22 protein-coding genes are annotated in these 25,255 nt (G+C 65.0%); 3 read left to right on the top strand and 19 right to left on the bottom strand.

Going from position 1 to position 25,255, the window contains the following annotated elements; genetic code table 11:
* Nucleotides 1–6: 6 nt before the first annotated feature.
* The 16 genes from ACTNBZ_RS11335 to ACTNBZ_RS11260 all read right to left on the bottom strand — a co-directional run bounded on the left by ACTNBZ_RS11335 (nt 7) and on the right by ACTNBZ_RS11260 (nt 16,445).
* Nucleotides 7–591: a hypothetical protein gene (locus ACTNBZ_RS11335; RefSeq protein ID WP_441209996.1), complete on the bottom strand. Its 585-nt coding sequence runs from the start codon at nt 589–591 to the stop codon at nt 7–9.
* Nucleotides 588–1,226 carry a hypothetical protein gene (locus ACTNBZ_RS11330; RefSeq protein ID WP_441209994.1) on the bottom strand — a complete coding sequence of 213 codons (639 nt, stop codon included), beginning with the start codon at nt 1,224–1,226 and terminating at the stop codon, nt 588–590. The genes ACTNBZ_RS11335 and ACTNBZ_RS11330 overlap by 4 nt, the downstream gene beginning before the upstream one ends.
* Nucleotides 1,223–1,612: a hypothetical protein gene (locus ACTNBZ_RS11325; protein WP_441209992.1), complete on the bottom strand. Its 390-nt coding sequence runs from the start codon at nt 1,610–1,612 to the stop codon at nt 1,223–1,225. Before ACTNBZ_RS11325 ends, ACTNBZ_RS11330 begins: the two co-directional genes overlap by 4 nt.
* 22 nt (nt 1,613–1,634) lie before the next feature.
* Entirely contained in the window at nt 1,635–2,672 is a 1,038-nt protein-coding gene (locus ACTNBZ_RS11320; protein WP_441209991.1) for a phage tail sheath C-terminal domain-containing protein, read from the bottom strand.
* The gene (locus tag ACTNBZ_RS11315; RefSeq protein WP_441209989.1) at nt 2,669–3,175 is read right to left on the bottom strand and encodes a hypothetical protein; all 507 of its coding nucleotides are present in this window, start codon (nt 3,173–3,175) and stop codon (nt 2,669–2,671) included. Before ACTNBZ_RS11315 ends, ACTNBZ_RS11320 begins: the two co-directional genes overlap by 4 nt.
* A gap of 3 nt (nt 3,176–3,178) precedes the next feature.
* A complete protein-coding gene (locus ACTNBZ_RS11310; RefSeq protein WP_441209987.1) occupies nt 3,179–3,505 on the bottom strand; it encodes a hypothetical protein in 327 nt (108 codons plus the stop codon).
* Nucleotides 3,502–3,843, bottom strand: a complete 342-nt coding sequence (locus ACTNBZ_RS11305) for a hypothetical protein (protein WP_441209985.1) — start codon at nt 3,841–3,843, stop codon at nt 3,502–3,504. Before ACTNBZ_RS11305 ends, ACTNBZ_RS11310 begins: the two co-directional genes overlap by 4 nt.
* Before the next feature lie 22 nt (nt 3,844–3,865).
* A complete protein-coding gene (locus tag ACTNBZ_RS11300) occupies nt 3,866–4,897 on the bottom strand; it encodes a phage major capsid protein (RefSeq protein WP_441209983.1) in 1,032 nt (343 codons plus the stop codon).
* A 17-nt stretch (nt 4,898–4,914) separates the two neighbouring features.
* Nucleotides 4,915–5,256: a hypothetical protein gene (locus tag ACTNBZ_RS11295; RefSeq protein ID WP_441209982.1), complete on the bottom strand. Its 342-nt coding sequence runs from the start codon at nt 5,254–5,256 to the stop codon at nt 4,915–4,917.
* 15 nt (nt 5,257–5,271) lie between these two features.
* Nucleotides 5,272–6,204: a hypothetical protein gene (locus ACTNBZ_RS11290; protein ID WP_441209980.1), complete on the bottom strand. Its 933-nt coding sequence runs from the start codon at nt 6,202–6,204 to the stop codon at nt 5,272–5,274.
* 19 nt (nt 6,205–6,223) lie between these two features.
* Nucleotides 6,224–7,381 (bottom strand): serine/threonine protein phosphatase, encoded by a 1,158-nt coding sequence (locus ACTNBZ_RS11285; RefSeq protein ID WP_441209978.1) that lies wholly within the window; start codon nt 7,379–7,381, stop codon nt 6,224–6,226.
* A gap of 14 nt (nt 7,382–7,395) precedes the next feature.
* Entirely contained in the window at nt 7,396–8,652 is a 1,257-nt protein-coding gene (locus ACTNBZ_RS11280; RefSeq protein WP_441209976.1) for a PBSX family phage terminase large subunit, read from the bottom strand.
* Nucleotides 8,642–8,950: an XRE family transcriptional regulator gene (locus tag ACTNBZ_RS11275; protein ID WP_441209974.1), complete on the bottom strand. Its 309-nt coding sequence runs from the start codon at nt 8,948–8,950 to the stop codon at nt 8,642–8,644. Before ACTNBZ_RS11275 ends, ACTNBZ_RS11280 begins: the two co-directional genes overlap by 11 nt.
* 154 nt (nt 8,951–9,104) lie before the next feature.
* Nucleotides 9,105–10,631 (bottom strand): ATP-binding protein, encoded by a 1,527-nt coding sequence (locus ACTNBZ_RS11270; protein ID WP_441209972.1) that lies wholly within the window; start codon nt 10,629–10,631, stop codon nt 9,105–9,107.
* A 31-nt stretch (nt 10,632–10,662) separates the two neighbouring features.
* A complete protein-coding gene (locus ACTNBZ_RS11265; RefSeq protein ID WP_441209970.1) occupies nt 10,663–15,945 on the bottom strand; it encodes a tetratricopeptide repeat protein in 5,283 nt (1,760 codons plus the stop codon).
* 218 nt (nt 15,946–16,163) lie between these two features.
* Nucleotides 16,164–16,445, bottom strand: a complete 282-nt coding sequence (locus ACTNBZ_RS11260) for a helix-turn-helix transcriptional regulator (protein WP_441209968.1) — start codon at nt 16,443–16,445, stop codon at nt 16,164–16,166.
* A 257-nt stretch (nt 16,446–16,702) separates the two neighbouring features.
* Between ACTNBZ_RS11260 and ACTNBZ_RS11255 the strand changes: the two genes are divergently transcribed.
* The 3 genes from ACTNBZ_RS11255 (at nt 16,703) to ACTNBZ_RS11245 (ending at nt 22,272) form a co-directional block, all read left to right on the top strand.
* On the top strand, nt 16,703–16,969 hold the full coding sequence (locus ACTNBZ_RS11255; RefSeq protein WP_441209966.1) for a helix-turn-helix domain-containing protein: 267 nt from the start codon (nt 16,703–16,705) through the stop codon (nt 16,967–16,969).
* A gap of 265 nt (nt 16,970–17,234) precedes the next feature.
* The gene (locus ACTNBZ_RS11250) at nt 17,235–19,727 is read left to right on the top strand and encodes a stalk domain-containing protein (protein WP_441209964.1); all 2,493 of its coding nucleotides are present in this window, start codon (nt 17,235–17,237) and stop codon (nt 19,725–19,727) included.
* Between the two features lie 70 nt (nt 19,728–19,797).
* Nucleotides 19,798–22,272 (top strand): S8 family serine peptidase, encoded by a 2,475-nt coding sequence (locus ACTNBZ_RS11245; RefSeq protein ID WP_441209962.1) that lies wholly within the window; start codon nt 19,798–19,800, stop codon nt 22,270–22,272.
* Between the two features lie 62 nt (nt 22,273–22,334).
* Here ACTNBZ_RS11245 and ACTNBZ_RS11240 read toward each other — a convergent pair whose 3' ends face one another.
* The 3 genes from ACTNBZ_RS11240 to ACTNBZ_RS11230 are packed head-to-tail and all read right to left on the bottom strand — an operon-like array spanning nt 22,335 to nt 25,106.
* A complete protein-coding gene (locus tag ACTNBZ_RS11240; RefSeq protein WP_441209961.1) occupies nt 22,335–23,528 on the bottom strand; it encodes an ATP-grasp domain-containing protein in 1,194 nt (397 codons plus the stop codon).
* Between the two features lie 37 nt (nt 23,529–23,565).
* On the bottom strand, nt 23,566–24,321 hold the full coding sequence (locus tag ACTNBZ_RS11235) for an esterase family protein (protein ID WP_441209959.1): 756 nt from the start codon (nt 24,319–24,321) through the stop codon (nt 23,566–23,568).
* Between the two features lie 17 nt (nt 24,322–24,338).
* Entirely contained in the window at nt 24,339–25,106 is a 768-nt protein-coding gene (locus ACTNBZ_RS11230) for an alpha/beta hydrolase (RefSeq protein ID WP_441209957.1), read from the bottom strand.
* Nucleotides 25,107–25,255 lie beyond the last annotated feature (149 nt).

Raw genomic sequence — 25,255 nt, 5'->3', positions numbered from 1 at the left:
CGGCCCTTAATAGAGCGCAAAGGCCCCATCGTACCGCCGGGCATCCCGCTGGAACGCCAGATCCAGCTCCGCCGGGGTGAGGCCGGCCGTCTCTTCGCCCCCGCTCTTTTCCAGAGGGATGATCCGGTCGGCGCTGCCGGTCCGTCCCTTGTACTCCGCCGCCGCGCCGCTTCGTCTGAGCTGTCCGTACAGCGTCCCGCTCCCCCCGGTCCGCTTCGCCGCGCCGGGTCCGGCCATACTCAGGCCCCGGACCCGCGTTTCCATTCCGGCCTCTGCCGCCTTTTCCGGAACAGCGCCCATACCCGGGCCGCCGGTCATTCCGGCCAGTCCGGTCAGCTGCTCCTCCAGGTGCTCCGCGGCTGGCCGATCTCCCTGCTCCCTCCCGGTGAGCAGGTCCCGTTCCGGCACTTCCGCCGCCGTCAGGCCTTCCCCTGGCCCGGCGGCCACATCTGTTTTCTCCACGTCCGTCTCTGCCGCCGTATCCCGGCGCGCCGTCCGCCAGTCCTCGCCGCTCCGGGGGATCACCAGCTCCGTTTCATTCCTGTGCGCTTCCTCCTGCTCCTCCAGCAGCTCCTTCAGATAGTCGGTCATACCTGTTCCCCCCGGCTCAGCGCCTGGAAGCGGGCCTCGTCAAAGGCCTGGTTATGTCCTCCTTCGCCCTGGGTCACCAGGCCGCCGCAGACAGGGCATCTCCCCTCCATAGCCTCGGCCCGGCAGGCGGGACACAGCCTGTCCAGCCGCTCCTCCTCGTCCAGCAGCAGGTTCAGCGCACACCAGAGGTAATCCCGCTCCTTCATCTCCCGTACCCGTTCCTCCGTGGGCAGGGCGCCCATGGTACGGAGCACACGCCAGCGCAGCCGCTGGTCCGGGGCCTGTCCCAGGCTTTTTTTCAGCTCCTCCGCCTGTTCTCCGTCCCCGGCGGAGGGATTTTCCGCCCGGTCGAAGGCGGCCCACTTCCGGGCCAGGCTTCCGATCTGCCGTGCGGTCATCCCCTCCAGCGCCGCGCGGCCGTGGGGATAGACCCGTTCGCCCTCCCGTTCCAGGGCCCGGGCCACAAGGCACGCATTGGCGCACAGGGCCCGTTCCGTCCCGTCCCGGGCCAGCTCCTCTGCCTCCCGTCCGGCTTCCAGCGTCTCCTGGGCGCTGAGGAGCCGGAGGGCGTACCCGTCCTCCAGCTCCAGCCGTTCCGCCCCGGCAATCAGGGCGCTCCACGCGCCGCCGCTCATACCGTGGTCTCGATGCGCTTGGCGGCCACCACCGTGATCTTCTCCACCACCATGGCTCCCAGCGCGCCGTTCTCGCTGATGCTGCTCCACTGGCAGCCCGAGTAGATGATCTTCCGGTCCGGCTTGCAGATCACCAGGCTGAAGTCCTCCAGCTCGTGGAAGTTGATGCCGTCCCGGATGGCCTCGTCAGTGGCGTAGAGCCGGGTCAGCTCGATGACATGGCTGCGCTGGCCCGGGATGGTGGCCACCGGTTGGTCCTCGCCGAAGGCCTCCACTGTCTGGCTGGTCTTGCTGCTGCGGGCGGCGTAGCTCTGCACCACCGCAACCTTTTTCCCGTCCACCTCGATGTAGATATCACTGCTGGTGGGAAATCCTCCAATATTCAACGTTCCTTCCTCCTCGATCCGGTCACACGGTGATATGGGCGCTCAGCCAGATCTGGTTGAGGCCGTGGGCTACGGTGAAGGAGAACTCCACCACGCACACGGTGGGGTTCTCGCTGTCCGCGCTCACCCGGACGCCGTCATACCCGGTGATGATCTCCCGGCTCATCTTGTTCTCCAGCTCCAGCACCACCTGGGAGCGGATGGCCCCCCGGCTCTGCTCGGTGTTCTTGGCCCTGCGGAACTTGGCCCGCAGGGCAGAGCGCACGGCGGGGATCACATCGTCCACGATGCGGATGGTGGTCAGCTCCCGCCAGGTCACATCGGCGGCCTCACCGGTCTTGGTCCGGGTGGTCACGCCCCGCACCACCGACACGATGCCGCCCATCTCCTCCACCGGCGTCACGCCGGCGCGCACCAGGGTGTCGATCTCGCTGTCACCGTACCGGGCGCTCAGGCCGCCGATGCCTGAGAGCTCCGCGCCGCCCAGAGGAATGGCGGGATCGCTCTCTCCGGCGATGGCTCCTGCCACGGCGGCGGCCAGCTCCGCACCGGTCCCCTCTGCCGCGGCGGGGCCCACCAGCACCATCCGCTCGCTGTTCAGGCTCTCCGCCCGCTGGGCCAGCTGGGCCACGGTCTGATCGCCCGCGCTCACCACGGCGATGCGCTCCCGCCGGGCGGCGGAGGCCTCCTTCACGCTCTCGCGCAGCTTCTCCTGCACCGTCAGCTCGGTGCTGTCACAGGTCACCACCCCGATGCCCTCCGTGGCCGCCAGCAGCGCGAACGCGGCGTCATATCCGCCCTCCGCCGCCACGGGCACGGCGTACACCTCCGCCGCGCCGTTCCGGAACAGCAGCCGGATCAGCGCCGTCATGTTTTCCTCCGCGCCAAAGGCGGCCACAGCCTCCTCATACCGGCTCAGCCGGTACAGCGTATCCGCCGTCCCTCCGCCGCACCGGGCCGCGATGCCCACCGAGGCGCCGCCGTCCCGGCTCTGCACCAGCGCCGAGGCCTCATAGGCCGAGTACACGCCCGGCCGCTCATGCTTGGTCAGACTGTTCAAATCTGTCCCGCTCCTTTCACCTCAAAATCCAGGAAGGCGCCGCCCTCGTCGGCGATGGCGTAGAGATAGGCCTCGCACACCGCCTCCGCCGGGCACCGGTATCGCCCCGCCGCCTTGTCGTACCCGGTCTCCCCGCAGGATAGCTCTTTCACCCGCAAACCCGCCGGGCACCCTGTCTGCAATGCCTGGGCCAGCTTGTCGAAGGCCGTCCGCACCTGTGCCTCGCCGCCGGTCTCTCCGGTGCCGGCGTACAGGTCCAGCCCGAAGGTCAGGATGACCTTCTTCCCGTACAGCTCTTCCCACTTGTCCCGTTCCCGGTCATACCGCTCGCCCAGGTAGTCCCCGAAACCGTGCCCGGTGCTCTCGCATTTCCGCAGGGAGACCGCCGCCACCGCGCCCTCCGTCTTTCTTCTCTCCCGCTCGGGCCAGGCGCTCACCGCCGCTATGCCCTGTTCGTTCAGATACGCTGTCATCCGCTCCCGGATATCGTCCAGTCCCGCCATGGCTCACTCCTCGTCTTCCGGCCGCAGCTCGGCCCGCCAGTGGGAGAGTTCCTCTCCCACCCGGATGGCCTGGGCCCGGCTCACCCGGCAGGGAGGGCCGCTCCACTCCACCCGGTCGCCCCATGCCACCGGCACGCCGGGCTCTCCCAGGTAGAGGAAGCGGTCGGTCCTCCTCCGGCCCAGGGGAGTGGGGAGGAACTGCGTCCCCTCCCCGCTCCGCTCCAGAACAGGCCGGATCACCGCCCTGGCCCTCCGCGCTCCGGTCTCTCCGGTCAGCAATACCTGCTCCCCGTACCGCCGCAGCACTCCGTCAAAGGCCCTCCGGCTCATCCCCGCACCCCCCGGAACGCGAATCCGTCGTCCTTCCGGTAGGGGGCCATGATCTGCTCGGCCTGTCTGCGCAGGCGTCCGCCCCGCTCTCCGCCGCCGGTCTCGATGGTCAGGTCCCCGGCGGAGAATCGCCGCACATCCTCTTCTCCCAGCATGGCCAGCGCCGTCCAGGCCGCAGCCAGTGCAAGGGCGGGGCCGCAGTCCTCCGCGCGCACTCCCGGCCGCAGCCGCGCCGTCCAGGCCTGCACCGCCGCACGGCACAGGACGCGCAGATTCTCCCGCTCCGTCTCGTCCGCGCGGCCCAGCGCCATGGCCAACTCCAGTGCCTCGTTCTCCATCCAGTCCTCCTGTCCCGCTCGCTTACACCTTCAGCACCTTGGCCGCGTCCACGAACAGTTTGGCGAAACCGCTGACGCTGGTGATGGCCGCCCGCTCCAGCTGCCGGTCGATGAGCTTGTCGTACTCCACCATCACCTGGCTGCCCTGGACCATCTCCAGCGCGTAATTCTTGTCCATGCCGATCAGAGTGCCGGTACTCAGGGCGGAGGTGCGCAGCAGCTTGGCGCCCAGAGGGCTGGCCAGCTTGCCGGTACCCTGGAAGTTCAGGCCGGTCAGGGGATTCTGAAACTCGCTCATCTTCAGCAGGCTGCGCATCACGTCGCCGCTCACCAGCAGGGTATTCATCTCATAGGGGTCGAACTGGGCCCAGAAGTCCACCAGGTCGTCATAGGTCAGGGTACCCCTGGTGCCGCCGATGGGGCTGGTACCCACGGTCAGGGAGGAGGCGGGGTTGCTGTTGCCGTCGCCGTTGATGATCACGTCGATGGCGTCCTCCAGGTGCATCCGGTTGATGTGGGCGCCGATCTGCCGCAGGGTCACGGAGAACAGGTCCAGCTTCTGATAGCGCACCGCCTCATAGGAGGCCACCAGCATCCTGCCCCGCTTGTGCAGCCGCACCAGGTTCTCCTGGGTGCGCACCTGGGTCTGGGGGATGGCCGCGCCCTCGGCCACATGCCGCATCTCCCGCTGGCTCTTCTCGGGCACGGAGGTGATGGAACGGTAGTCCATGCCGTCAAATTCGGTCACCGTAGCGGTGATATGGGGCAGCAGGTCGCTCTCCTCCATGCCCTGCCGCACGGCGCGGGCGATGTACTCGGGGAAGAGCACGGCGGACTGGGAATTGGCGAAGAACTTCTCCACCGGGTCGCTGCCCGCGCCCTTCACTCTGATGTCGAAGCGCTTGAGCTGCCGCTGATAGGCGTCCAGGCCCTCCATGGCAGTGCCCCGGTACTGCTCAGAGGGGTCCTCCCGCTCCAGCACCTGGGTAAAGGAGCGTCCCGCCTCGTTGTACATGCCCTTCTCCAGGCGGAGATTGTCATACTGATAGCTCATCGATCCATCCTCCTTTTTTACAGCAGCACCACGATGGTGCCGGCAGTGTCATCCGCCTCGGCCACCAGGTGCTCCACGCCCATACTCTCATCCACCTTCATGCCGCCGCTGCCGTCGGCGGAGAGCTTCACCCAGCCCGCCGTCACGCCGGCGGCCTTCACGGTGACGAAGCCTCTCACCTGCACGGCGGCGCAGCCGTCCCGCACCGCCACCGCCACACCGGCGGGGCGCTTGCCGTTGGCGCACAGCTTCACGGTGCCGTCGCCGCTCATCTCCACGGTCTGCCCCGCCTTCACGCCCTCTTCCGCTTCAAAAGTGGCCAGTACCTGGCCGATCCCGTCAAAAGAAACCCGCTTCATTCAAACTCCCCCTTTTTAAATTCGAAACATCTCGTCCTGCCGGTCCTGTCCGGCCTGTTTGCTTTTGTAGCTCAGCTGGGGCCGTGCCGGGCACAGGCCCTCCAGCCGCTCCTCATAGGCCTTTTTCAGCGCGGCCAGCTCGGCCTCCTCCAGCCGCTCCACGATGCCCTCCAGCACCTCATGCTTCAGGTTGGGCTCGGCCAGGCCGCCCAGCCTGGCCACCTCTTTGCGCAGGTCCGTCAGATAGCGGCGGCCCGCGGCGGCCTCCCGCTCCAGCTGTTTCAGCTCTTCGGCCCACTCGGGCCGCTCCCCGGCCAGCTCTTTCAGGCTGCCGCTCCCCATGCTCTTGATGACCCCCGCCTTTTTCTGGGCAGGCACCGCCACAAAGGACCACTCATAGGCGTCGGTGGCGTTTCTCAGCTCGGCCCAGCACAGCTTGCCGCCGTACTCTCTGCCCTTCACGTGGACGCAGCGGCTCCGGTCGTGGAGGTCCTCGCCGCACACCGAGCACACCGCCCGCTCCACGCCGCAGCCCACCGACACCTCTTTTTTGATGCCGCCCTCGATCTCGGCGATCAGGTCCCGGTTGCTCTCGGTGCGCAGCATGTAGGCGTAGCCCTTCAGATAGCAGTACGGCTCTCCCGCCGCCGTGCGGACGTTCTCCTCCCGCACCAGCTCGGTCTTATAGATCCGGGCCACCTGTTCCCTGGCGCTCCACTTGTGGTCGAACACGCCGCACTTGCCCACGAAGAGCCCGGCCAGCTCAGCCAGCGTCTCCTCCGGAAAGCGCTCATACTCCCGGTCCACCTCGTTGTCACACAGCCGCACGCAGAAGGTATACACCTCCCCGGCCGTCAGCTCCTTCCGGCTCTGGCTCCGGATAAGGGCCAGCTCCTCCTGGCTCACCCCGGCGCTCTCGCTGACGCCGGCGTCCTTGATGATCTTCATCTCCGCTCCTCCTTTTCGCTCACTTCTCCCCCTGGTTCTCTCTGCGGACCTTCACCGCCTGTTCCCGGTAGAGCTCGGCTCTTGCCTCCTCCACCAGGTCCTGCAAATTGATATCCTCCCAGCTCACCTCCACCCGGGGCTCGTATCCGTGTACGCGCAGCCACAGCTCACAGATCCGCTCCACCACCGGGGTCAGGCTCCGCCGGATGGCGGTGATCTCGCTGGTCATCATGTCAGCCTGCTGCGCGCTCATCCGCTCGGTGGTGGACCAGCTCAACCCCAGCAGGAAGGGCGGGATGCCCGTCCGGGCCACCAGCTGCTCCAGGATCTGCCGCACCGGCACCTCGCTGTCCAGCACCTGGTTGTCCGCACCGATGACCTTGATGTCCACATCGCCCACCGCCACGAAGTCCCGCACGCTTCCGTCCTTCCCGGCCTGCATGGCGTTGGACCACTCCCGGGCGATCTCCTGGCTGCGCTCCTGGGCATAGGCCCGCTCCAGCCCGTCCCCGCCCGGCTTATAGACCACCGCGAAGCGGACGTTGCCCATCCGTTCCCAGTTCATCCCGGTGGCCTGATAGATCTTCAGCAGAATACCGGTCAGGAAGGGCATGGACCGCAGCAGGCTCACGCCGTAGGGGCTGTCGGTCTCAGGCTGAAAGGGCGTGAAGAGCAGCAGCTCCTGCCTGGGCAGCTCCTCCACCGTCCCATCGCTTCTCCGGGCGCACAGGGTCATATCCAGCGGGGTCTCTCCCTCCCGGATCTCCAGGTCGGCCACATTGCCGCACAGAAGGGCGGTCACCTCCCGCCCCCTCCGGTCCAGCACCAGCTCGCCTACCGCCCGTCCGCAGGTCAGCATGGAGTCCAGGTAGCAATCCAGGAAGGACTGGATGCCTCTCTGCCCTCTTCCCGTATTCACGGTCCGCAGGAAGTGCGTCATCCCCTCCTGCGCCGCCGCTTCGGCGCTCTCCACCGTCACGCCGCCCACCAGCCGGATCAGTTTCCAGATGGCGGCGTCCACAATGGGCACCGCCTCCCGGATACTCCGGTACAGGGCGATCTCGCCGTTTCTCAGCGGCACATATCCGTCCAGCACGCCGAAGGGGTGCCGTTCTCCCTGGCGCATCTGCACCGCGCGTCCCGCGGCGGTCTGTTTTTTTCGTTCCAACCAGCCCAATCCCATTCCTCCTGTCAAAAGGCCCGGCGCTCCACGCATACCGCGCCTGCGCCGCCCTGCTGTCTCCCGGCCGCCACGGTGGCGGCGAAATAGCGGATGTCATCCATGGCGTGATCGTTCTCCTTTCTCACCCGGTCCCCTGCCGCGCCGCTGTCCCAGCGGTAGAGGGAGAATTCCCGGATGGCGTCCTCACACTCCGGGCAGATGACCAGCGTCCCGCTCCGCAGCAGCTCCGCCGTGATACGGATGCCCCGCAGCACGTCGTTTTCCGCCCGGACCACCCGCCAGCCCTCCCGCCGCAGCGTCTCGATGAAGCTGGCCGCCGACGGGTCCACCACCACCAGCTCCACCTGCCGTTCTCCGGCCAGCTCCCGCAGGGCCCGGGCGTATTCCCGGTCGGTTTTCTGCCGTCCCTCCCTGCGGGAATCGTAGTAGTACTCCTCCACCCGGTACCACACCCCCTCCCGCAGGCCCCACAGCCCGAAGGAGGCGGGGTTCACCGTCCCGTAGTCGCAGGAGATGCACCACCGCTCCATCTCTCCCTCCGGCGGCCGGCGCACGCAGCTCCCGTCGAAGAAGTCGTACACCGCTCCCTCAGCGGCTACCCACTCCCCCAGCACATACCGCCGGTAGAAGGCCCCGCTGTAGGTCCTGCCGTACCGTGCGATGGTCTCGGGGGAGAGGGAGGGGTTGTCCTCCATGGTAAAGTGGAGGTAGAGGGCCCGCCGCTCCTCCGCCTTCTGGATCCACTCCCGGTAGAACCAGTGTCCCGGGGACTCCGGATTGCAGGAAAACCACAGCCTGCTCCCCTCCACCGAGCACCGGGCGCAGGCCTGTTCCACGAAGGACCGGGGCATCAGCGCCACCTCGTCCAGCAGCGCTCCCGCCAGGGTCACGCCCTGGATCAGGGCGGCGCTCCCCTCGTCCTTTCCGCCGAACAGGTAAAAGGTGTTCTCCCGTCCGCCGAAGTTCACCCGGATCTGGTTCCGGCTCACCCGGTCCTCACAGCGGAAGCCCAGCTCTCCCAGCAGCCCCAGCAGCCCGGCGATCAGGTTCCGCCGCAGGGAGCCCACGGTCTTTCCGCACAGGCCGAAGCTCTCCCCGTTGAAGCGCCGCATGGCCCAGCAGAAGAATGAGAGCCCGGTGCACAGTGTCTTGCCGCTGCGCACCGCCCCGTCGCAGATGATGGCCTCCCGTTCCCGCCAGGGGGAGCGGTCGCACCACCAGGTGAGCACCTGCCTTTGCTTGGGGGAGAAGCGGTCAAGCTCCATCTTTCTGCTCCGCCCCGTTCTCCAGCGCCTGATAGAGCGCTCTTGCCTTTTCCTCCGGTCCTCCGTCCAGCAGCTCCAGGATCCGCTCCAATGTTTTCAGCCGGTCGTTGAGCTTCACCTCCACCCCTCCGTTTCCGGTGCGTTTCAGCTCGGACAGCATCATCAGGTCCAGCTTGTCGATCTCGCCCAACTGCTCCTCATCGAGAAAGGCCAGCTTCACCACGTCGTTGGGTCTGCTTTTGGCCATCTGCTTCATCTGCCGGAGCACCGCCTCCCGGCAGCTCTGCTCGCGTTGCATCTTGCTTCCTTCACCTCATTTCACCCTTGGGTCCCAACAGCCAAAAGTTGTACGTTTTCGTACACCAAGGGAAAAAATTTTTTAAAAAAAGCAAAAAAAGAAGCTCCCGCCGTCATACAGCAGGAACTTCTTTCCTTTATTTCCTCTATTTAGTTTACTTCTGCTTCAGCTCCAGGACCTGTTCGCAGTACACCCGCAGGGTAGGCAGATGGGGCCGCACCACATCGGCCCGGGCATGGGCCATGGGCTTTCGGGCCTCGTTGATCAGGTCCAGCTTTTCCTCCCAGAATGCCAGATCCTTCCCCCCGAACATATCCCGGTACTTCTCCCACTCCGCTTTGATCCGTTTGATGACGGCGTCAAGGCTCAATACGTCCAGTACAGTCGCCTCGTCGGTCCACCGGAGCATGCTCTTCATGCTCTTTTTCATCATATCGCCGTTGAGTTTCAGTTCCGGGTAGGTGTCTTTCACCCTGTCCCACGGGGTCCTGTCCTCCTGGCCTCTCACGTACCGGAACTCCTTGAGCATGGGGTACGCCTGGCCGAAGAATCCCTTCAGCGTCCGCTCGGTCTCCATCAGCAGCTCCCAGGCCGGGAAGTCGGCCTGCACGCCCCGCAGGTACTCACAGAAGTCCGGGGAGAAGGCCACATACCTCTCCTCGGTCTCCTTCAGGTAACCCAGGGCCTCCAGGTGCTTGATATCCCGGACCGTCATGTCCATGGAGGGGCCGATGGTGACGCCGATGATCTTCTCCAGGTCTCTGTCCTGCCGCAGGGATTCCACCAGGTGCTTGTAGTGGCTGTCCACCATGGGCAGGCGGTCCTCAAAGATCCGGTCCAGCGCCGCGCTGTCCACCCGCTTTCCCATCAGGCCCATCTCGGCCATCTGCCGGCCGAACATGGACAGCAGATAGGGATAGGTCCCGGCGTAGTGGTACAGCCGCTCCCGCGCCTCTTCATCCAGAAAGACGTTGCAGTCGGCCAGTACGCCGTAGTAATCCTCCATATCGCTCTCGTTCATGTCCCGCAATATGAGCTGCTCATAGGCGCCCGCCAGGTTGGAAGTGGCCGGGTCCTTTTCCTCGATGGTGTGAAGCTCATGGCGGGCGATGAGCACCGTGTTGACCAGGTAGTCGGCACCGGTTCCGAAGGTACGCAGCAGGCTGAAATAGCTGGCGTTGCCCTCAAACACCCTGGCCGCGTGGTCGAACTCGTCAATGATAAGGACCAGTGGGATCCGGTGCTCCTTCAGCTTCCGCATGCCTATAGTCAGCTCTCCATGCAGCCGGATGTACCAGTTCTCGTCCTGGGGCTGCTCCGCGGCGTGCTGGAGCCGCTGGGCCAGTCCGGTCACGTCCGGTCCCTCCGGCCGGACACGGCTGTACTCCTCCAGTTCCATGCCGATCCCGGCGAGCAGCGCGGTCCAGAAGTGGTAGGCACTGATGTAATCCTTCATCACCATCTTCACATACAGCTGCCCCTGTCCCCGGATCTCATCCTCCCGCAGGGCGTAGGACACCAGCGAGCTCTTGCCGATCCGGTAGGGGCCCACCACCGCGTACCCGGTGCTCTGTCTGGCCTCCAGCACCCGGCCGCGCAGCTGCCGCACCTCCTGCCGGCGGCCGATGAAAGCCGGTCCGGTGGCCTCAGGGCCCACCACAAATACATTTTTATCGGTCATGGCCTTTCCTCTCTTTCTCTGTTCCGGCGGCTCAGTCCCCGGCTCCGTTCAGGTAAAGCAGCCAGCGGGCCAGCAGCTCCACCTCGATCCGGTAGTAGCGGGTGTCCTGTCCCATCTCACACACCAGCACATCCCGCTCCGCCAGCCGGTCCAGCAGCCAGTCCAGCCGCTCGCCCCCGATTTGGGGGCACAGCTTCCGGATGTCGGCGTATTCCGCCCGGCCGCCCCGTCGGGAGGCCCGGGCCACTGCTGTGAGTACTTCGGTGTTCTCTCCCTCCAGGGTGCCGTCGGACCGGTCCTGGAGCTGGGCCTCAAAGGTAGCGCTGGTCAGGCAGCTGTTGCCGCAGAATACCCGCTCCCGCAGGAAGCCGTCAATGATGGCCTTGGTCACCCGGTCGGCGCCCCGCTTGTTCAGGTAGTCCACCAGCGCTGCCGACAGCAGCAAAATCAGGAAGGCGCTGCCCGCCGTCAGGCGGTACATTTCGTCCAGGGCCGAGTCGATGTACCGGCTCCCCCCATCGGGCAGCAGGATGGGTTCGGAGATCAGCCGCTTGGCCGCCTGCTCCTCCAGGTAGGTCACCTTCATCAGCTGCATGGCCATAAAGGCGTTCTGGTTCTCCTGGATGAACTGGGGCATGTCGTCCTGGCCCGCCACCACTGTGAAGATAGCGTGGTTTTCCAGCAGGGCTTTCCAGAAGTACATGAACCGCTGGGGCAGGCTGCCCTTCCGGATCTCCTCATGGATACAGGAGAACTCGTCCATCATCAGCAGGATCATCATGGGTTCGCCCTGCTCCGGCTCTTCCAGCAGATTATCCAGCTTCCGCATCAGGCCGCTGAAGAGCACCTCCGCGTACTGAGGCTCAGCCAGGAACCGTTCCCGGTAGTCCGCCAGCGTGCAGCCCATCCGTTCCTCCAGTGTCCGGCGGATGGCGGAGGGGATCTCCTCCAGCTCGCCCACGATCCGGTAGAGCAGGTTGATAAACAGGTTTCCGGTATTGGCCACCTCGTGGATATTGCCCAGGTCCACCAGCAGCACCCGGTCACCGTAGGTCCGGCGCACCCGCTTTTTCAGGTGGAACAGGATGCTGCTCTTGCCGGCCCGGGTCTGTCCGTACAGGACCAGCCCGTGCCCGTAGTTGAAGCGCCCGGTGGGCAGACGCATCATGTCCACCATGCTGTTGATAATCTCATCCCGGCCGAAGAACATGGAGTCCTCGGTCATCTCCGACCGGTCCAGCCCCCGGAACACATTGCTGATGGGCTCGCCGCTCTTGCGCAGCACCACGGCAAACTCTGTGGGCTCGGTGCGCCCCTGCTCGATGTTCTGGGCGTCCCGCTTATAGCTGTATTCTCCCTCCACCGAGATGGCGAAGGAGCCCTGCTCCCATGTGGCGCTGTCCACCAGGAATCGGAGGATGATCTCCTCACTGCCGCCTCCCCGGATGCCCCGCAGCCGTGCCTCCTCGCCGCCCAGCAGGCTTACGCCCTCGGGGCAGCTCACATGGAGCTGGATGTTGTCGGCCATCTGCAGGCCCGGTCCGTTGCTCAGCATCAGGTGGACGCACACCACGTCGCTCCGCTCCCGGTCGATGTAGGGAGCGATCTCGCTGGACTGCTCCAGGGTGATGTGGGGCGACAGGCGGTAGAGCTTGCCCCGCTCCATGGCCAGGGTCTCGCGGATGCGCAGCAGCTCGGGCCGCAGCAGCAGATAGGAGATGCGGGTGGGCCACTGGCTGATCTCGGTACACAGCTGCACAATCTGCCCGATGACCGTGGAAAGGATATCTTCCCGCTGCTCAAAGTCGGCGGCGTCGCCGGCCTGGCTCAGCCGGGTCATGAGCTGTACGCTCTTTTTCAGCCGCTCCCAGTCGGTGCAGCTCATCCAAAGCGCCCAGCTCTCGTCCCGCAGCGCGGCGATCTTCTCGCTCTGGGCCAGACCGCCCAGGGGCTGGTCCGCCGCTGCGGACAGGGCTGCCTTCAGCCGCTGCTCCCGCACCTTGGCCTCCGCGTTGGCCGCCCGCAGCTCGGTCTTGAAGCCCATGATCGTGGGGCCCTCATCCCCAATCCCCATCCGGCGGAACTGGGCCCGGATGGCCTTCTGGTAGGGGCTCTGATAAAGTGCCTCCTCCAGTTCCCGGATCAGCCGGTTCATACTGTCCCGGTTCCGGGCGGGAGAACGCCCCTGGTCGCTGCTGCGCAGCACGGCCAGCAGCTGCAGCATCCCGTAGGCCAGTTCTTCCTCGGACAGGGGGGCGCCCTGGCTCCCTTTCAGCATGGACAGGCCCTGCTGGATGGAACAGCTGCTCAGGCGGCCGCTCTCCCGCACCCGCTTCTGCATTTCCTCCTGACCGCAGAAGTAGGAGGTAATGTAATGGGTGAAGGAGTTGACATAGTTCTGCTCCTCCCGGTTGTTCAGCAGCCCCAGGCTCTCCAGGTACAGGAACCGGGCGCTGTCGGCCTGGGCGGAATTGGCGGCAGTCACTACTGTCGCCGGGGTGGACATCAGGTAGTTGCCATAGGCGGCCATGCTTCGTCCGGCATTGATCCGGATATTCCGCCTGCGCAGCAGATCCTGCCGGTTCAGGCTGGCCCACTTGTCGCCATGCCCCTCCCACACCTGGGAGAGGATCTTGGCTGCGCACAGCAGATGCTTGCTCTTGCTCTCAAAGGAGCTGCCCTGCTCGGACAAAATGACCTCGATGACCTTCACTGCCTCCTCCGGGGTGCCCGTGAAGGTTCCGTCCTCTATGTTCCGGCTGTAGCGGTTCTTGATGAGGCTGCCCATATCCAGCTCCCGGATGCGGTCTTTCACGTATTCGCTGAGAGACCGGTCGGCCATCTCATCCTCCTCAGGCGGGAGGGCGCTCTCCTCGTCTCCGCTTCCGCTGTCCAGCTCCAGAGCCATCATATTCTCGGCCAGGGTACCGTTCAGGATGGCCTGGGCGGCCTCGTCATCGGCGTTGACCCGGCGCAGCTCCCGTGCCAGGCTCTGGGCCTTCTCCATGTCGCCCAGGAAATAGTAACAGCAGGCCTCCCCCCGCTTAATGGCGTTGAGCCAGCCGCTGTACTGGGTCACAGCCCGGCCACCCATGGCCTGCAGCTCGCTGTTGTACAGGTCCCGCCACTGCTGGTAGACCCGCAGGGCCATGTCATATTCGCCCAGCTGCCGCAGTGCATTGCCCCGCAGCATCATGTAGTGGAACCGGGCGCTGATCTTGGGGGTCATCTCGATGGCGTCGCCCAGCACCCGTACCAGCCGCTCCCTGGTCTCCCGGTCCTTGCCCTTCTGGCACACCTGGAGTTCCAGGTTCATCCGTTTCTCCTCGGGCAGACACCCGCCGTACTGATCCAGCACCGCGAAGGCGTCCTTGACCCGGTCCTCCTGCCGGAGATAGAGCGTCACCAGCTCGGCCACGCAGCTCTCGGCCCTGCCTCCTTTGGCCAGTGCCTGCAAAAAGAGCTGCTCCGCCTTTTTCAGCTCGCCGCCTGCCGCCGCCTGATAAGCCCGGCGGTAGCACTCCTCGCCGTTCTCCCCGGGCTGTACCGGAACCGGCACCGGCTCAGAAGCGGGAATAGGGACTGCCGGGGCGGCCGTCTTGGGCTTGACCTCCTGCTCACGCCATGGCTCCAGCGCCTCATAATTCAGATGGGGATAGGGATCCTCATCCGGGGCCAGCGGCTCCGGTCCCTCCGGCTCTTCCTGCCCTTTCTCCAGCCGGGCCTGCCACCGCTGGGCCTCCTCAGCCGTCACATCCCGGCGGCGGAGCCATTCCTGCCGCTCCACTTCCGGAAAAGGCTGAGCCGCCGCCACCTGTTTAGCCACGGTCTTGCCGTTTTTGGCCACATCGGTGACGAAGGTCACCTCCAACTCGTTTTCGGCCCCGAAATCAAACAGGTTATCCAGATAAGCCCGCAGGAAGGGGTCTGCCACGGCGCTGCGGTAAAATCCGTAAGACGCTCCGTCATACCAGATGGCGCCCCAATCATTCTCCTGGCTGTACCGCTCGATGCGGCCCCGGCATAACTCCTGCGGAGCGGTCATTCCCGCCCGGTAGCGGGCCAGACGTTTTCTGGCCTCAGCCCTGCCCCGCTCGGTCAGTTCGATGGCGCTGGCGCTGCGGCCCTTCAGTCCCACGCCGTTCTGATAGCGTACCTCCAGGTTCTTCCATTCCCCGCAATACAGGGCCTGACGCAGATCAATATCCTCATCCTTCACCTGGCGGATATAGAAATAGCAGTCAGTATCCTTTTCCCGGATAAAACCGAAACAGCTCTCGTAATAGTTCTTGATGGCGCCGGTCTGCCAGACCGCTTCCTGCTCCGGTGCGCTCTCAGCAGTCTGCGGCGGGGCGCTCTCGGGTTCTCCGCCTCCGGTATTCCAGTCCGAGGGCAGGGATGCCAGTACTGCACGCAGGTTGTCTGCCGAGTAAAGGTCCGCGGGGTCGGTCCAGCGAATGGAAAAACCTCCTTTGTGGGCCAGATAGACCGCGCAGTCGATCAGGGAGCGCAGCCGCTCTTCCTCCGGGGCGGCGGAGCGGCGCAGGCAGTCGCACAGCGCCGCGACGTCCCGGCTGCTCACCGCCTGATCCACGTACTGCCGCACCAGGTCCCGCTCCCACACCTCCTCGCTGCGGAGGTAACGCTCCAGATAGCTCCGCAGCTCCTTGGGATGGCTGCCCCACTGGGCGGCATAGGCCGCGCCCTTGTACCAGCCGGCGGCCCGGAATGCCTCCTCCGCCCTGCCGAACTCCGACTGCATCAGATACAGGGCGCCCAGCACCCGCTGAAAGATGGGGGAACCCTGGGGATAGTCCCGGATGGCCGATCTGGCCCGGGCCATGGTGTCCCGCAGCTTGTCCTCCCGGCCGCTGCCCTGCTGCTTCTCGGCGGAGGAAGCGGCATCCAGAATGCTTCCCACCATCCGGAGCACGTCCCGGTCTTCCATGGCCTTGGCCGCCGCCCGGATGCCCTTCAGGTCGGCCACCTCTTCCAGCGGCGGCACCCGGCTGCCTTCCATTTCGGTAATAATCCTTTCTTCGGCGGTGGGCTCCCGGGCCGGAGCGGGGCGGGCAGGTGCCGCCTGTTCCTGCGCTTTCGCCGCCGGGGCAGGAACGGGCTCTTCTATCTCAATGGTCTCATAGGAGATAATGCTGTCCAGCAGGATCCTGGATTTTCCCTTCTGCGTCTGGATCTGGATCAGATCTTCATTCAGATCCAGCACGATCCCGACGGCCTGCTGGTTCTGCCCGTAACTCAAGGCCACATGGTCGCCTTTTTTCAGATCCTCTAGCACATATTTCTTCAAAGACATGGCATTACCTCCCAAAACAAGCTCCGGGAGCCAGCTCCCGGTTTTTTGCGGCTCCTTACAGCCGCTTTTACTTTTCCATTATACTCCATGACAAGCGGTGTTTCCATAAAAAGATATGAAGTAAGTGTTTTCTTTCTGCTCCATTCTCAAAAAAACCGGGTGCCCCGTGTCCTCAGACACGGGGCACCCGGCTCTCCCGCGGCGCTCTGGCCGGCCGCTCATGCGGCTCCTCCCATCAGGATGTCGTGGATAGACACACCGTACAGCCTGCTCAGGCAGCACAGATCCTCCAGCGAGGGAAGGGCCTGATACTCCTCCTGATAGCTGTCCCGCTCCCAGCGGTACACCGCCTGCACGCTGTTCACGCTGGTTGCCTCCATCACATCCTTCGCCGAGAGCCCCGCCCGCTTTCTCAGCTGGCGGAGCCCGCCGCGGATCCGGTTCCGGTCGATTGCGTAGAGGGGGGACCGTTCCTCACTTGTCTTGCGCACCTGCTTCATGGCAGACACCTCCCGATCATGTATGGACCTGGATCCAGCCAGGTCAATCGCCTCTGTGATCCCCATACATGGCTCCGGGGCCCCTCCGCGCTTCGGGAGTACTTTTTATTATACTCCCGCTCCCTCCCCGCCGCAAGCGTTCTTTCCCCGGCCGGAATTGACAGTTCCGGCCCCCGGGGGCTATAATGGGCTCAGGCTCCGCCGGCCTCCGCCGGGTCACGCTCCGTCTTCTGAATTGCAGAAAGGAGATGACCGGAATGGAACCATACCGTAGGATCTATAAACTCGACCTCCACGCCACCGGGGCGCGCATCAAGGCCCTGCGCCGGGAAAAAGGAGTCCCCATGGATGTCCTTCTGGACGCCTGCGGCCTTACCTCCTCCCGTACCTACTACGGCTGGACCTCTGGGACGCTCAAGCCCAGCGTCTGCGCCCTTTTTTCCCTCAGCCGTCTTTTTGATGTGCGGGTAGATGATATTCTGGTCTTTCAGGAGGTCGAAACGGATGATATCAAAAGCCGATAGCGGAGCAGATTTCTGGCTCAGATGGACGTTTTTTCCATCTGAGCCAGTCTCTTTTTTTGTATTAAACAGTTGCTTCATATCTTCTCCTTCGAAAAAGGGATATGATGGTCTCACACCGGACTAGGGACCGGACGCGAACGTAAAAACCGGATGCCTGATCCATTCCGTTCCTTCTGCGAGACAATGGTCCCGGTTCTCTCCGGTGGTCTCCCGACGGAACATCCTGTACCATCCACTTACCTGTTTTTCATGAAGGAGGAACATTATGAAACCCATCTTCAAGCAGACCCTCGCTCTTGGGCTGGCCGCCGCCACCCTGCTCCCTTCTGCTCATGCGGCCTCCTATTCCAGCACCAACACCGGCTTCTACAAAGAGCTCTCCCGGCTCATCCAGAGCCAGGACGACTCCCATTACTTCGGCTCCATGGAGCTGACCATCGGTTCCAACATCCTCACCCTGGACGGCGTGGAGGAGCGGATGGACGTGGCTCCCGACGTGCAGAACAACCGCACCATGCTTCCCATCCGCGCCATCGCGGAGGCGGCCGGCGCCGACGTGGACTATGACGCCGCCACCCAGACCGTGATCATCACCAGCCCTTACGGCGACGAGATCCGCTGTCCCATCGGTCAGAGCTCCATGAGTCTCAACACCCAGCTCTGCGCTCTGGATGCTCCCGCTTACGCCCGCAACGGCCGTACCTACTTACCTGTCCGGGCGGTGGCCGAGGCCCTGGACCTGGACGTGAACTGGGACCAGGCCACCTCCACCGTCACCCTCACCGCCCCCTACCAGACCTGCCGCGTCCTGGCCTGGGCCGATGATCTGGATGCCGGTGATCTGGACGCTGAGACCGTCATCACCGACGGCACCGGTCTCTGGGTCCTCCAGTTCTCCACACCCGCCCAGGCCAGAGAGGCCCTCCAGCGTCTGGAGTCTGACGGTGTCACCGTTTCCCCCGACCTGTACATTCCCCCGGTGGACGATACCGCCTCCTCCGGCGCCTCCGCTCAGGGTGAGCACTACTCCTGGGGCGTGGAGGACTGCCATTTTGACGGCTTCACCGACGGCCGTTCCTTCTCCGGCGAGGGCGTGGTAGCCGTGGTGGATACCGGCGTGGATGACAGCCACTCCTTTCTTCAGGGCCGGGTCCTCTCCGGCCGTGACTTTGTGGACGGAGACAATGACGCGGATGACGGCCATTACCACGGCACCCACGTGGCCGGTACCATCCTGGACTGCTCCGGCGACGCTCCCGTGAAGATCCTCCCTGTCCGTGTCCTCAATGAGCGGGGCTCCGGCTCCAGCTCCACGGTGGTGGCCGGCATCAAGTGGGCCGCCGACCAGGGCGCCGACGTGATCAACCTCAGCCTGGGCGGCAGCCGGGGTGGCAGCGACGTGATGGACGCGGGTCTCGACTATGCCATTCAGAAAGGAACTCTGGTGGTGGCTGCCGCCGGCAATGACAGCAGCGACACCGTGAACTACTGTCCCGCCCACGTCACCACCCCCGGCATGGTGGTGGCCTCCGCGGGAGACTCCGGGCACGCAAAGGCCTACTTCACCAACTACGGTGAGAGCGTGGACCTGATGGCTCCCGGCGTCAGCGTCAAGTCCTGCGCCCCCGGCAACACCTGGAAGACCCTCAGCGGCACCTCCATGGCCGCGCCCCACGCCTCGGCCGCCGCCGTGCTGCTGGACCTGGCCACCGGCAAGTCTCTCACCCCCGCCCAGTTGGAGAGCAAGGTCCGCTCCGCCACCACCGGCGGCACCTGGACCGACAAGTACATGGGCTGCGGCTTCCTGGACATGAGCAGGGCCGACCTCCCCGGCGGCGGTACTCCTGCGCCTTCCCCCGAGCCTGACCAGCCCACCATCGTGGCCTACGAGTACAGCCCCGCCAGCCTCTCCCTGAAGGTGGGCGGCAGTGCCGATGTGAAGGTCTACGCCCGGTACTCCGATAATACCCGTAAGGACGTGACCGTCTCCTGCGCCCTCACTTCCAGCGCCCCCGCGGTGGCCTCCGTCACCGGCGACGGCGCCGTCACCGCCCTCTCCCAGGGCCGCGCCCTGATTTCCATGACGGTGGCCGCGCCTGACGGCGTCACCGTTCCCGTCCCCGTCACCGTGGATGTCACCGCCGGCGTTCCCTCCGATCCCCAGCCCGGCGACTCCATCGTCCGCTACGAGTGGGGCTGCTCCGACGTGACCGTGGCTGTGGGTGAGAAAGCCCAGGTCTCCCTGTACGCGGTCTGGTCCTCCGGCAAAAAGACCGACGTCACCTCCAAGGCCACCCTCTATGTGCTGGATTCTTCCGTGGCCACCGTCAGCGGCGGCGGCGCCGTGTCCGGCCTGAAGGCCGGCAGCACCCTTCTCTCCTTCCAGTTCGCCGCCACCGACTCGGTGGGCGTCCCCGCCCCCCTGAAGGTCACCGTTACTGAGCCCGCCGCCAAGCCCGACCCCGTGGTCTATCAGAAGCTCTCCTGGGTCGTGTCCAACACGGGCAACACCTCCACCAGCCTCACCCTCTCCCAGGGCCGTTCCATCCAGGTGGACATCTACGGCGAGACCATCGACGGCAGGATGATCAAGCTCACCGGGCAGTGCCAGCCCTTCACCTCCGACTCCTCGGTGTGCACCATCTCCTCCAGCGGTAAGCTCACCGCTGTTGGCCCCGGCACCTGCTACCTCTGGCTCAAGGAGATCCCCAACACCCAGCTCACTCTGCCTCCCCTGCTGGAAATTCAGGTAAAGTAACATCAGTCATCCGTGCCCGGGGCCCCCAGGGTCCCGGGCACGGTCCCCATCCGTCTGAAAGGAGCCCGCTATGAAACGCCTGTATTCCGCTGTCCTGGTGCTGACCCTGCTCACCGGCCTGCTTCCCGCCGCCGGGGCCGTATCCTCTGCTTCCGCCGGGGACGACTATATCGAACTCTCCCGCCTCTGCGCCCGGAGCGATAATTATGTGGGCTCCGTCCAGTTCACCCTGGGCAGCACCAACATGGTGGTGGACGGCGAGACGCGCCCCATTGATCCCGACCAGGAGGGGATCACCCCCCAGACCGTCAACTCCCGCACCCTTCTCCCGGCCCGGGCCCTGGTGGAGTCCCTGGGAGGCGACATCGCCTATGAGGACGGCGTGGTCTCCATCACCGGCGGTGACGGCACCTGTGTGGAGCTCTCCGGCGGGGAGGCGGTCATGCGGGTGGACGGCCGGGAGGTCCTGCTGGACGCTCCTCCCATGTATGTCCAGAACCGCACCTTCCTCCCGGTCCGGGCCGTCAGCGAAAGCCTCTCCTGCCAGGTGGACTGGGACCCCGATACCCGGCAGGTCACCATTACCCAGCCCTGCCAGAGCCGGCGGCTCCTGGTCCAGTATGACGGTATCTTGCCCGATACCCATCCCGAGGATGTTCTGGACCTGGGGGGCGGCGCCCGGGTGCTGGTCTACTCCACTGTGGCGGATACCGCCGCCGCGCTGGACACACTGGAGCGCCGGGGCATCCCCGCCTGGCCCGACGCCCCGGCGGACGCCTCCCTCCAGGGCAGCGCCTCCGCCGGCTGGCAGGACGAGCGCTGCGGCCTGTCCGATTTCGCCCGCCAGGGCGGGGACCGTTCCGTCACCGTGGCGGTCATCGACTCAGGGCTGGACAGCAGTCCGGACCTCTTCCGCAACCGCGTCACCGGCGGCTTCGACTTTCTCTCCGGCCGCGCCGGCGTCCCGGCGGACGATTTTGGCCACGGCACCTTTGTCAGTGGCCTCATCGCCGCCTATACCCCCGAGAATGTCCATATCCTGCCCCTGAAGCTCTTTGACGAGGACGGCTTCTGCTCCTATCTCAGCCTCTTCGTGGCCGCTCTCCGCTACGCCGGGGACCAGGGTGCGGACCTGGTGAACATGTCCCTCTCCATGCCCCGCAACGCCGCGGTGGATGCCGCCGTCCGTGACCTCACCGCCCGGGGCGTCACCGTGGTCTGCTCGGCAGGCAACCGGGGGACCAGTACCGCCCTCTATTCCCCCGCCGGCGTGGAGGAGGCCGTTGTGGTGGCCGCCACCGACGTCGATGACCGCCCCGCCGCCTTCACCAACCGGGGGAGCTCGGTGGACCTGTCGGCTCCGGGGGCCTCCATCTCCTCTGTTGGCCGTGGCGGCCGCACCGAGACCCGGGACGGCACCTCCTTCTCCGCCCCTCTGGCGGCGGCGGCGGGGGCGGTTCTCCTCTCCCGGCGGGACTATGCCCCTGCCGAGCTGGAGGACGCCCTTCAGGACCTGACCGTCCCCTTTCCCCAGTCGGACTCCGGCTGCGGCGCGGGCATCCTGAACCTGTATTCCGCCCTGGAGGGGCCGGAGCCCACACCTGAGCCCGCCCCCTCCCCGGTGGTCACGCCCACCCCCCAGCCTGAACCTGAACCGGAACCCGAGCCTGCCGCTCCCGTCCTCCAGAGCTACCGCTGGTCCCTCACCTCCCTCCAGCTCCGCCAGGGGCAGTCCGCCTCTGTCCGCCTCTACGCCCGGTACAGCGACGGCTCCGAGACCGACGTCACCCAGCGCGCCCAGCTCGCCGCCGCCGCCCCCTCAGTCCTCTCGGTCTCAGGCGGCACGGTCACCGGCCTCTCCGCCGGCTCCACCGTTCTCACCTTCCGTCTTGCCGCGGCGGACGGCGTGACCCTTCCCGCCCCCCTGCCGGTCACGGTCCTTGCCGGCAGCGTGCCGGTGGAAAAGGTGGTCCTCTCCGCCTCGCTGCTCCATCTGACTCCCGGCGGCCGGCAGACTCTGATCGCCGTGGTCTCCCCCCAGAACGCTGATGACAACCAAGTGGTCTGGAGCACTTCCGATCCCTCTGTGGCCACGGTCTCCGACGGCGTGGTCACCGCCGTGGGTGCGGGCGACTGCCAGATCACTGCCGCCTCCGGCGGCAGGAGCGCCCTGTGCAACGTGCGGGTCACCGATTACGCCAGCGACCAGTTCACCATTGACGTCCGCTCGGGCCCCGCCTCCGTGTCCAACAACGGGGCTACCATCTTTGTCCTGGACGTGGACACCCCCATCCCCTATGAGACGGGCTCCCATCCCCTGGTCCTCTGGTGCGGGCTCTACGCCCCCGGCGTCACCGGCGGCTGGGTGGAGGCCGGCTCCCGGTACTACGACGGCGGCTCCTCTGCCGTGACCTATATCCTGAACACCTCGGATCTGGATCTCCCCTCGGGGAACTATGTGGTGGCCTTCTCCCTGTTCTACGCCGACCGCTTCTATACCGGCGCCTCCCTCACCGATACCCTCCGCACCCTGAGCATCACCTGACCGGCGTAAAAACGCCCCCGGAACGGCATGCGTTCCGGGGGCGTTTTCTGTTCTCTTTTGCCTTACCGGCACTCCAGCGCGTCCCGGTAAAAGGCGTCCATCTCCTCCCGGGTGGGGAAGGTGGCCACATACATCTGATTGCCCATGGCGCCGGACAGGGCGTCGGGGATCCGGTCCACCATGCGCATCCGGGGGCCGTACTTCTCCATCAGCGCCCGGTGGTCCAGCACGAAGTTCTTCCCGTCCCGCCGGCCGGCGAAGGCGCAGAAGCTGTGCTCTCCCACCGGCATATCCGAGCGGCCGAAGGCAATCATGTCGGCCCAGATCTTGTACACGTTGGTGCTGTGGGCGAAGTTGATCATATCGGGGGTAAAGCCGCCGCAGGGCCGCATGTTGACCTCCAGGCCGATGACCTGTCCCTTCTTCCCCAGTCCCTCCTGGTCCCGGGTCAGGCGGAAGAACTCGAAGTGGACGAAGCGGCTCTTCACCCCGAAGCTCTTCACGGCGGCGCGTCCGGCGGCCCTGGTGTCCTCAGGCAGGTCCTTGACGATGTAGTAAATGGAGTTGTCGTTGTCATTGACGATGTCCATGATGGACATGGGGGTCACGTTGCCCGTCTCAAACATGGGCTCGCCGTCGGCGTCGATGATGGCGTCGTAGGAGTTGACCTCCGCGTGGACGAACTCCTCCATGATGTAGGGTACATCCCGGGGCATCTCCTCCAGGAAGCGTACCAGGTCCTGGTCGCAGGAGAGCTTATAGGTATGGGCGGCGCCCACGCCGTTGTCCGGCTTGACCACCACCGGATATCCCACCTCCGCGATAAAGGCCCGGCAGTCCTCCAGGCCCTCCACCAGGTGATAGCGGGCCGTGGGGATGCCCACCCGGGCATAATACTCCTTCATTTTGGACTTGTACTTGATGCGGGGCATGTCGCTGGTCTGGAAGCCGCTGGTGATGTGGAAGTCGGTGCGCAGCCGGGCGTCCTGCTCCAGCCAGTACTCGTTGTTGGACTCCAGCCAGTCGATGCGGCCGTATTTGAAGATAAAGAAGGCCACCGCCCGGTAGACCTGGTCGTAATCCTCCAGGCTGCCCACCTTGTAGTATTCGGTCAGGCTGTCCTTCAGCCCGCCGCCCAGCTCATCGTAGGGCTGATCGCCGATGCCCAGCACATTCATGCCGTTGTTCTTCAGCTCGCGGCAGAACTGCCAGTAGTTGGTGGGGAAGTTGGGGGAGATAAATACCACGTTTTTCATAAGCCAACTCTCTTTTCTCTCTGGTGTAGGCCGGAGCTCACGCCTCCAGCAGCTTGGGCACGAAATAGGACACCTGCTTATACCACCAGGGCCAGTCGTGTTCCACGTCTCCGCCCCAGAAGTCCACCCACACATGGATGCCCTTCTCCCGGAAAATCTCATCCAGCCGCCGGGTGGTCTCAGGCAGCTCCCAGGGGCCCTGGCCCACACAGATGACCCCCCGGCCCCGGTTGTACTTTTCGATATAGGGGTGGCCGGCAGGCATGTCGCCCAGATAGTGCACCGGGGAATTGCGGTAGACCACCTCGTCCATGTAGCCGTCGAAGCCGTATTCGGCGGTATAGATGCCGCTGAGGGCCAGCAGCCCATCGAAGAGGTCGGGGAAGCGGAAATACAGGTTGGCCGCGTGGGTGGCCCCCAGGCTGCACCCGAAGGCCATGATCCCCGGCGCTCCCTCCCATCCGTTGCGCTCACGGGCCGTTGCCTGAATAAAGGGGGCCATCTCTTCGGTGATATAGCGCATCCACTGCTCATGCCGCCGGATGCGCCAGTAGGGATCGCCGCCCTTGTCCGACCAGGTCTCCCGGTCAATGGTATCAATGGCGAACACCATCACCTGGCCCGACTCGATCCAGGGGGCCCACACCTCGGCCATGTGAAAGTCCTCAAAGTCGAAGAACCGGCCGTCCTGGCAGGGGATAAAGAGCACCGGGCGGCCGGCATGGCCGTAGATTTTGCACTCCATGTCCCGTCCCAGCGCCGGGCTGTACTGTCTGATATATTCTCTCTCCATCTCAGACGCCTCCTCGTTTACTCCAGGCCGTAAAGCAGCGTATTCATGAAAAACGGGATCTGCCGCTCCCAGCTCGCCTCGCAGTGGTCGCCGCCGGGGACGATGCGGCAGTCCAGCATCACCCGCCGCTCCAGCAGCACTCCGGCCACATGCCGGAACTGCCGCGCCATGTTCTCATGGAACCCCAGCTCCCGGGAGCCGTAGTCCATATAGACCACGGTGTCGGGGGCGATGCGGGAGCGCCGCAGCATCCGCTCCAGTTTCTCCTCCGCGATCCATACCGAGGGGGAGAGCGCCGCCGCCCGGGAGAATACCCGGTTGTACTCCATCACGGCGAACAGGCTCATCAGTCCGCCCATGGAGCTGCCCGCGATGAAGGTATGCGCCCGGTCGGGCAGGGTGGGGAACTCCCGGTCGATCTCCGGCTTGAAGGTATGCACCAGCCACTCCATGGTGGTCCTGCCCCGGCCGGTCACCCGGCCCAGCTTGGGGTCCTCAAAGGTGTAGGGAGAGTATTCAGACAGTCTCCCGTTGTCCGGGCTGTGGTTGCACTCCACCGCCGCGATGATGAGGGGGGTCTCCGTGGCGTCCATATACTCGGCCATGCCCCAGCTCTTCCCGTAGGTGGCGTCCTCGTCAAAAAACACATTGTGCCCGTCGAACATATACAGCACGGGGAGCCGCAGCTCCGGCTCCCGCACACACATTTCCGGTACGTAGACGTAGGCGCTGCGCGTCTCGTCTCCCGTCAGCTCCGGAATGGTGATATCCCATTTCTCTACCATGGCAAGGTCCTTTTCCTGTCGATGCGATTTATTTTTTGGGTTGATTGTAAAATCAAGTTGGACACTTGAGTAAAAAATCCATAGTGATTTCTCTCCCCGTGGTAGAATGAAGTTACCACACAACTTCTACAGAGGGAGGGCAATCACTA

Source organism: Pseudoflavonifractor sp. HCP28S3_F10 (assembly GCF_052065415.1).
Lineage (GTDB): Bacteria > Bacillota > Clostridia > Oscillospirales > Oscillospiraceae > Pseudoflavonifractor_A.
The sequence above is the reverse complement of the archived record's forward strand: the minus strand, read 5'-3'. Positions and strand labels throughout refer to the sequence as shown.

Excerpts from the sequence above, each read along its gene's own strand:
- ACTNBZ_RS11335 (WP_441209996.1), bottom strand. The coding sequence starts at position 591 with ATGACCGACTATCTGAAGGAGCTGCTGGAGGAGCAGGAGGAAGCGCAC.
- ACTNBZ_RS11330 (WP_441209994.1), bottom strand. The coding sequence starts at position 1,226 with ATGAGCGGCGGCGCGTGGAGCGCCCTGATTGCCGGGGCGGAACGGCTG.
- ACTNBZ_RS11315 (WP_441209989.1), bottom strand. The coding sequence starts at position 3,175 with ATGGCGGGACTGGACGATATCCGGGAGCGGATGACAGCGTATCTGAAC.
- ACTNBZ_RS11310 (WP_441209987.1), bottom strand. The coding sequence starts at position 3,505 with ATGAGCCGGAGGGCCTTTGACGGAGTGCTGCGGCGGTACGGGGAGCAG.
- ACTNBZ_RS11305 (WP_441209985.1), bottom strand. The coding sequence starts at position 3,843 with ATGGAGAACGAGGCACTGGAGTTGGCCATGGCGCTGGGCCGCGCGGAC.
- ACTNBZ_RS11300 (WP_441209983.1), bottom strand. The coding sequence starts at position 4,897 with ATGAGCTATCAGTATGACAATCTCCGCCTGGAGAAGGGCATGTACAAC.
- ACTNBZ_RS11295 (WP_441209982.1), bottom strand. The coding sequence starts at position 5,256 with ATGAAGCGGGTTTCTTTTGACGGGATCGGCCAGGTACTGGCCACTTTT.
- ACTNBZ_RS11290 (WP_441209980.1), bottom strand. The coding sequence starts at position 6,204 with ATGAAGATCATCAAGGACGCCGGCGTCAGCGAGAGCGCCGGGGTGAGC.
- ACTNBZ_RS11280 (WP_441209976.1), bottom strand. The coding sequence starts at position 8,652 with ATGGAGCTTGACCGCTTCTCCCCCAAGCAAAGGCAGGTGCTCACCTGG.
- ACTNBZ_RS11275 (WP_441209974.1), bottom strand. The coding sequence starts at position 8,950 with ATGCAACGCGAGCAGAGCTGCCGGGAGGCGGTGCTCCGGCAGATGAAG.
- ACTNBZ_RS11270 (WP_441209972.1), bottom strand. The coding sequence starts at position 10,631 with ATGACCGATAAAAATGTATTTGTGGTGGGCCCTGAGGCCACCGGACCG.
- ACTNBZ_RS11265 (WP_441209970.1), bottom strand. The coding sequence starts at position 15,945 with ATGTCTTTGAAGAAATATGTGCTAGAGGATCTGAAAAAAGGCGACCAT.
- ACTNBZ_RS11260 (WP_441209968.1), bottom strand. The coding sequence starts at position 16,445 with ATGAAGCAGGTGCGCAAGACAAGTGAGGAACGGTCCCCCCTCTACGCA.
- ACTNBZ_RS11255 (WP_441209966.1), top strand. The coding sequence starts at position 16,703 with ATGGAACCATACCGTAGGATCTATAAACTCGACCTCCACGCCACCGGG.
- ACTNBZ_RS11250 (WP_441209964.1), top strand. The coding sequence starts at position 17,235 with ATGAAACCCATCTTCAAGCAGACCCTCGCTCTTGGGCTGGCCGCCGCC.
- ACTNBZ_RS11245 (WP_441209962.1), top strand. The coding sequence starts at position 19,798 with ATGAAACGCCTGTATTCCGCTGTCCTGGTGCTGACCCTGCTCACCGGC.
- ACTNBZ_RS11240 (WP_441209961.1), bottom strand. The coding sequence starts at position 23,528 with ATGAAAAACGTGGTATTTATCTCCCCCAACTTCCCCACCAACTACTGG.
- ACTNBZ_RS11235 (WP_441209959.1), bottom strand. The coding sequence starts at position 24,321 with ATGGAGAGAGAATATATCAGACAGTACAGCCCGGCGCTGGGACGGGAC.
- ACTNBZ_RS11230 (WP_441209957.1), bottom strand. The coding sequence starts at position 25,106 with ATGGTAGAGAAATGGGATATCACCATTCCGGAGCTGACGGGAGACGAG.